We start from the raw sequence: 7,502 nt of genomic DNA, 5'->3' as shown, positions 1-7,502 counted from the left end.
GCTATGGAAGATGTGCTTCGCACAGCGTCCTAATCGCCTTGTCCGTTGCTATAACTATAGAAGAGAAAGCTATTGTCATAGAGCAGTTCTACCAAAACAATCAGCTGACAACACCAGAAGCGCAGGCAAAAGCTTTAAAGTATTACAGCATGAGCCTTGAGCAACTAGAAGCTGTTGCAATGCGAGAACTGAAAATTGAGAAGTTAAAGCAAGCTACTTGGGGGACAAAGCTAGAATCTTATTTTTTGCAATGTAAGTCTCAGCTAGACAAAGTAATTTATTCGCTAATCCGTACATCCGATGCAGAGGTGGCCCAAGAACTCTATTTCCGTATCAAGGCAGGAGAACAGACCTTTGCTGAATGTGCAAGTGTTTATTCACAAGGTGCTGAAGCTCAGACTCAAGGGATGCTAGGGCCTGTGCCCATGAGTCAACCCCACCCAGCGATCGCACAGAAACTGACCATTTCACAGCCAGGACAGTTATGGCCGCCGATGAAATTGGATGAGTGGTTTGTGATTGTGCGACTGGAAAAACTAATTCCGGCTCAATTAGATGATGCCATGCGCTCCACCCTCCTGAATCATTTATTTGAGACTTGGTTAGCCGAAGAAATCAGCAAAGCGCAATTGACCATACTTGATGATGCACCTGCTCCAGTTTTAATAACAAGATGATAGAAAGCACTACCACGATTCAAGAATTCCTCGCCACCATCTACCCATTTAATCAGCTTTCTATAACCAGTGTTGAGCTCCTTGCAGCAAAACTTGAACCTTTGCGTTATCGTATGGGGCAAGCAATTTTGGTTAGAGAAACCCTTCCAGCTAGAGTAGCCATTCTTTACCAGGGGCAAGCCCGTTTATTAGGATATGCCCCAGATGCTTCTGCCCCTGATACTCTACAACTACTAAAACCAGGAGGAATCATTGGTTGGACAAGCTTGCTACGTGGTGTACCGTGTGAAACTGTGATCGCTTCGGTAGAAACTCTTTGCTTAACCCTAAAAGCCTCAGATTTTTTAAGTCTAATAGAACTCGAATCTGCTATAGCGAATGCTTTTTGCAAACATTGCAGTCTCATTGAAGTTTTTGATTTATTGGGTGCAGAATTAGAACGCCGGGGCAAGATTCCCGATAATCTTAAAGAACTTGCGATTGCGACTGTAAAACAAGCCACAATCCTGAACTTGCCCCCAGGCAAAACATCGCTTCAGCAATTAGACCCTAATTTACTATGGTTAGTTAGCAGTAAAGGGTCTAACTATGATGTTGGCGAAAGACTTTATCCTGGCTCAGATCGAGGTAACATTACTGGAGAAGTTCGCTTAGTTGGTTTTACCGATCCGACACTGCCGATGGCTGAATCTGACATTAACATCGCCTCATTGTCAGATACTGGAATTTGGGCAAACGCTCCATTCGCTCCAGAGCGCCCAGAAGAAACAGAAGAAGTAGAGGCAGGGCAAGGAATTAAATACCCGCATATATCGGGTCGTGGCCCTGTAGATGGAACTCTTGCCTGTTTTCAAATGCTAGCGCAACATAACAGAATGCCATTTCGCCGCGATGTCTTGCGTCGTGCCTTAGTCAGTAACTTTGAGCGCACTAGCAGTATTTCCATTCAATTATGTGGTGCTTTGGCAGAATTGATGGGACTTACATCTCAATTGGTGAATGTTCCCGCCATCGCAATATCTAAACTACCCACACCAGTTTTGATACCCTGGCAAGATAGCTATGCAATTCTTTACAAAGCCACTGAAAAAGAACTAGTTCTTGGCATTCCAGAACAAGGCATTATCCGTAAAAAGCCAGCAGATTTTGCTGAAACTTGGGGGGAAGAGGGGCAAGTACTTCTGTTGCAACCGACCAAAGAAACTCCTCAAAAGCGATTTGGCTTAAGTTGGTTTCTGCCTGCCATCAAAAAGCATCGTACTGTTTTAATTGAAGTATTTATTGCTTCACTATTTGTCCAATTGTTGGGTCTAGCAAACCCTTTAATCACCCAAGTAATTATTGATAAAGTTATCATTCAAAACGGGATTAATACTCTCAATGTTCTGGGATTTCTGCTCATAGCGATGGCTATAGTAGAGGGCATTATTACTTGGCTACGTACCAACTTGTTTGTAGATACCACTAACCGGATCGATTTAAGTTTGGGTTCGGAAGTAATCGACCACCTATTACGCTTACCACTGCGTTATTTTGAGAAGCGCCCTGTTGGGGAAATATCCAGCCGGATAAACGAATTAGAAAATATTCGCTCTTTCCTCACTGGTACTGCCCTGACTGTTGTTCTAGATGCTATCTTCTCTGTAATTTATATTGTAGTAATGATTTTTTATAGCTGGCTGCTAACGATTGTAGCGCTGGCAACAGTACCGCTCTTTGCACTCATTACTTTTATATTTGCACCCATTATTCGCAGCCAAACTAGAACTAAAGCTGAACGCAATGCTGAAACTCAATCGTATTTAGTTGAAGTGGTTTCTGGGATTCAAACTGTCAAGGCACAGAATATCGAACTTAATTCTAGATGGCAATGGCAATCTCGCTATGGAAAATATATCAGCGCTAGTTTTGAAAATGTTTTAACTTCTAATACTGCTAGCTCTCTATCTAACTTCCTAAACAAATTATCCAGTTTGCTACTTCTGTGGGTAGGGGCATATCTAGTATTACAGCAAAAATTAACTCTGGGACAGTTAATTGCTTTCCGCATTATCGCAGGTTATGTGACAAGTCCTTTGTTAAGATTAATTCAATTGTGGCAGAACTTCCAAGAAACTGCTTTATCTCTAGAACGCTTGGCTGATATTCTCGATACTCCCCAGGAAACAGAAATTGCTGGGCGTAATAACATCCCAATGCCAGCTATTGTTGGTGCAGTTCAATACGAAAGTGTTACTTTCAGCTTCGCTAAAAGCCCCAACCCACAACTTAATAATGTTCACCTTGATATCGAAGCTGGTATGTTTGTTGGAGTTGTAGGTCAAAGTGGTGCTGGGAAAAGCACATTAACCAAACTCTTACCTCGACTTTATGAATTAGACTCCGGTCGGATCAAAATTGATGGCTATGACATTAATAAGGTAGAACTCTACTCCCTACGTCAACAAATCGGCATGGTGTTGCAAGACACTTTGTTATTTGATACCACGGTACAAGAAAACATTGCCCTAACTATGCCTGATGCCACACCATCAGAAATTGTAGAGGCTGCTAAGATTGCTTGCGCTCATGACTTTATCATGAATTTGCCATCGGGTTATGAAACTAGAGTCGGAGAGAGAGGTTCAGCTTTATCAGGGGGACAAAGACAACGAATTGCGATCGCTCGGACTGTACTACAAAACCCACCACTGTTGATTCTGGATGAAGCTACCAGCGCACTTGACTATGCCACTGAACGCCAAGTTTGCTTGAATTTAGCCCAAGTATTTAAGGGAAGGACAGTATTTTTCATTACCCATAGGCTAGGGACAATTCAAAATGCCGATGTAATTTTAATGATGAGCCAAGGACGAATTGCTGAACAGGGAACTCATGCAGAACTCATGGATTTAACAGGGCTTTATTACTGTCTATACCAACAACAGGAGGCTCAAGTTTAAACGGATAAGTAGAAAGATATATTTTACGAACTAGCAATAGCTAAAACTGATCGCTAACTACTAGAGTTGTCGCCTAATAAGGTTTTTGGATTTTTCAAGCCAGGCAGAGCAAGGGTTCCACACACCAATTTTTTATAAAGCGACAAGTCTACTATTTATAAAAAGCTAATCGCTAACAGCTAAATAATTATGAGTATTAATAATGGCAATAGTAATAATGGGAATGGAAATGGGAGTGGAAATGGCAAACACTCCAACAATGGCAATGGCAGTTCTCAAAATCCAGCAATAACTTCTGTTCAACAATTGGAACAGTTATCAACTGAGACATCCGATATTCAGCCAAGACCAGTTAATACTGCTCCCCGTTATATCCCCAAATTCGACCAACCTGTAATTCTCCGTCAATCTCGCAAATGGTCAAGAGCTATCCTTTGGGGTTTGATAGCTGTTACAACTGGTACAATTATTTGGGCAAACTTCGCCAAAATTGAAGAAGCAGTTTCTGCTACTGGGAAGTTAGAACCAACAGGTACGGTTAAAGAAATACAGGCTCCTATTGGTGGCGTAGTTAAAGAAATTTACGTTGAAGATGGACAGCAGGTTAAACTTGGCGAACATCTTATCGGGCTTGATCCCACTACTGCTAATGCTCAACTCGACTCTTTGAAGAAAATTCGTCTATCTTTACTCAGAGAAAATCAATTTTATCAGTCTCAAATGAGAGGTGGGTCTACAATCAGTGCCACTGATGTTCAAGTCACAAATGAAATGCTTGACCTTACCAAAAGTCGGGTTGCTCTAGTTGCAGAGAACCGTTTATATCGTGCCCAACTAGATGGTACAGGCTCTAGCAGTGGACTTTCCATCGAACAAAAAGAACGATTGTTCTCTACTTCTGAAGAATTGAATGCGCGCTTCACTGCTGCAAAATTGGAAGTTGACCAATTAAGTCGTCAACTCAACCAAAGCCAAATTAAATTGGTTAGCACACAAGATACTCTCAAAATGAATCAGGGGATTCTTGACAATATTACCCCCTTAATGAATGATGGGGCAATTTCTAAAATTCAATACTTTAAGCAACAAGAAGAAGTTAGAAACGCTCAATCAGAAATTGACCAGCTTACCCAAGAAGGATTTCGTTTACAATCTGCTATTAACCAAGCACAAGCTAAGTTGCAATCAACTGTAGCTATTTCTCGCAAAGATTGGCTCACCCAAATTGCAGATAATAACAAAAAAATTTCCGAGATTGATTCTCAGCTTACTAAAGCCATTGTCGAAAATAATAAGAAAATTGCCGAAAATGATTCTCAGTTGAGCCAAACTCAAATGAATCTTCAATATCAGTCGATCAATTCCCCAGTTAATGGTACAGTTTTTGAACTTAAGGCACATACACCTGGATTTGTAGTCACATCCAGCGAACCAATTCTCAAAATTGTTCCTGATGATGCTCTGATTGCTAAAGTTTACATCACCAACAAAGATATTGGTTTTGTTAAAGAGGGGATGATAGTTGATGTCAGAATTGATTCATTTCCTTTTAGTGAGTTTGGCGATGTCAAAGGTAAACTAGTATGGATTGGATCTGATGCCTTACCACCAGACCAAATTTATCCTTTCTATCGTTTCCCTGCTAAAGTACGCCTGGAGCAACAATCGATTTCGATTAATGGGCGTAAAGTACTTCTGCAATCTGGGATGTCAGTCAGTGGTAATATTAAACTGCGAGAACGGACGGTGATGAGCATATTTACAGATATGTTTAGCTCTAGTGTTGAAAGTCTCAAGTTTGTACGTTGAAAATGTCCGAAGTTTCTGAGCTTTTCACCCAAATATTCCGACTGTTATAAAAATCTCCACGTTGCTCCAAGGTAAAACCACCAAGCAACAATCCTAACCACACCTCCACCATCGGCATTTGCAACACACGTTGCAGTTTAACTAAAGAAATCTCATCTTTGACATTTATCAGATAGTTAGCGATCGCGCTCTGCCATTTTTGAACATCCTCATCTGATGCCAAATTACGGACATCTTCTAAAGTTGTCACCTCATCGAGCATTGCCAAAACATTCGCTTTTTCAACAGGTGCTATTACAGAATCACCCTCCTGGTTAGGATATGAAAATTGGTGTGGGCCATGTGGTCTAAAGGTTTGTGGTGTTTGCGGCTCAATCAAATCATCTAAATCTAGGTGCATTGTTGTCCGCACTAGACCAGCAAAGAGATCGGTGCTAACAATTGGCCCCTTTGGGTTATTGAGATCGCGGGTATCTTGCAACAGCACTTCGGCACGAGACTTGAGAATATCCGCAATTTGACTGAAGGCAAGCGCTGCGGTTGATAACTGTGCCTCCAAGGGTAAATTTTCTAGCTCGGCATCCAAACAATCCCACATAGCATCAAGGGAAGAAGTTGGTGGAGATTCAGACAACTCATCCAGCACATCCCAGATTTTCATCTCGAATTCAAAATTCAAAATTCAAAATTCAAAATTATTAATAGTAAAATTGTACTAGTAAAATTAAAATATTTATTGGAAATAAATTTATGTAATAATGAATCAACAACAGCATATCACAGATAGAACATTTAACTTTGCAGTAAGAATTGTCAATTTGTGCAAAACTCTAGATGAAAAGCCCGGAGTAGGAAGAGTTTTATATAAACAGCTAATTCGGTCTGGAACCTCATTCGCTTCGCTCTAATTCAAAATTATTAATTCAAAATTCAAAATTATTAATCTATGAAAATGGAGTAGGAGAAGCTTGTAGATTAACTCGGTAATGAAAATACTTTGATTAATTTTGCATTTTGAATTTTGCATTTTGAATTGTGTCGATTGGTGCTAATGTAGAAGAATCTCAATCAGCACAAAGTAAAGCTGATTTTGTAAGTAAATTGCAAATTTCTTTAAAAGAAGCTAAAGAAACAAAATATTGGTTAAGAATACTAGTTACTACTGGTATTGTTGAGGATAATAAATTATTACCTTTGATTAAAGAAAATGAAGAAATCATCAAAGTTATTGCAGCTATAGTAGTTAAAACTAAACCAAATAATTCTAAATAATTTTGAATTTTGAATTTTGAATTACTATTCTGGATGCAAGGGACAAGGACGCACTGGGCAGTAGCTTGAGGCAATCTCAAACATATCCTTATATTGATATAGTGAAACACTATATTGAGATGCAAAAGCCTGCAACACCTGATCTGTATAGGCGCGTATTTTACCAGCCGTTAACCCAAAACAGTGAATTGGTTCTAAGCGACAAATAGGCTGTTGCCCCAGCCAGAGTTCTGCGCCCAAGGCGTGCAATGGTTTATCCCCTGGTTCTTTATACAAATACAGCACTGCAAAATATGTTGCTGGTGGTTCGACTGTTACTGAATCAATTTCTGCTGAATTCTTCTGGGAGCGGTGGCGATAGAATGAGCGGCGATTGTGGCAAATGCGTGGATTCCAACACCCATCCCCTACTGTTCCATGTAAAACTTTGGCTTGAGTTGTTGGTAGTTTGGAACATAGCTGACACTTGGGATCTAACGGCTTCGGCATAGAGTGAGGGTGTGGGGTGTGGGGTGTGGGGTGTAGGGTGTAGGCGATCAGAAAGAATCACACCCTGCTACGCTCTACTTTCAAGAGATCGAATTAAACCCAGTAGAATTTTGCCAACTAATTTACACTGATTAATAACTGGATTTATCACTTCAGCAACAGCTAATGCTACACGAATTGAAAGTAAAAGATGAGTTTCAAGTTCTTTAAGCTAACCTTGAGCTATGTATAAAAATTGAATATATTCACCTCTTGTTCTTCTACCATAGTTAAACTAAGCCGGAGAGTCGCCCCTCCGACTCGTCTGCAAAAC

Annotated in this window: 6 protein-coding genes; 4 read left to right on the top strand and 2 right to left on the bottom strand. The window is 40.4% G+C overall.

Annotated elements, in window-relative coordinates; all coding sequences use genetic code 11:
* From RMY63_RS40640 to RMY63_RS40630, 3 genes are all read left to right on the top strand, one after another.
* Window positions 1-677, top strand: a 677-nt coding sequence (locus RMY63_RS40640; protein WP_322734093.1) for a peptidylprolyl isomerase, incomplete at its 5' end; no start/stop codon positions are given.
* Entirely contained in the window at window positions 674-3,619 is a 2,946-nt protein-coding gene (locus RMY63_RS40635; RefSeq protein WP_322734092.1) for a peptidase domain-containing ABC transporter, read from the top strand. The genes RMY63_RS40640 and RMY63_RS40635, both read left to right, overlap by 4 nt.
* Before the next feature lie 189 nt (window positions 3,620-3,808).
* On the top strand, window positions 3,809-5,428 hold the full coding sequence (locus RMY63_RS40630) for an HlyD family efflux transporter periplasmic adaptor subunit (protein ID WP_322734091.1): 1,620 nt from the start codon (window positions 3,809-3,811) through the stop codon (window positions 5,426-5,428).
* Here RMY63_RS40630 and RMY63_RS40625 read toward each other — a convergent pair.
* On the bottom strand, window positions 5,412-6,089 hold the full coding sequence (locus RMY63_RS40625) for a hypothetical protein (RefSeq protein WP_322734094.1): 678 nt from the start codon (window positions 6,087-6,089) through the stop codon (window positions 5,412-5,414). The genes RMY63_RS40630 and RMY63_RS40625 overlap by 17 nt on opposite strands.
* 374 nt (window positions 6,090-6,463) lie before the next feature.
* Here RMY63_RS40625 and RMY63_RS40620 point away from each other — a divergent pair, with 374 nt between their 5' ends.
* A complete protein-coding gene (locus tag RMY63_RS40620) occupies window positions 6,464-6,700 on the top strand; it encodes a four helix bundle protein (protein WP_322734090.1) in 237 nt (78 codons plus the stop codon).
* Window positions 6,701-6,724: 24 nt separating this feature from the next.
* Here RMY63_RS40620 and RMY63_RS40615 read toward each other — a convergent pair whose 3' ends face one another.
* On the bottom strand, window positions 6,725-7,189 hold the full coding sequence (locus tag RMY63_RS40615; RefSeq protein WP_322734089.1) for a hypothetical protein: 465 nt from the start codon (window positions 7,187-7,189) through the stop codon (window positions 6,725-6,727).
* Window positions 7,190-7,502 lie beyond the last annotated feature (313 nt).

It is taken from the genome of Nostoc sp. ChiQUE01b (assembly GCF_034531255.1).
Taxonomy (GTDB): Bacteria; Cyanobacteriota; Cyanobacteriia; order Cyanobacteriales; family Nostocaceae; genus Nostoc.
This window is presented reverse-complemented; position numbering and strand designations above follow the sequence as displayed.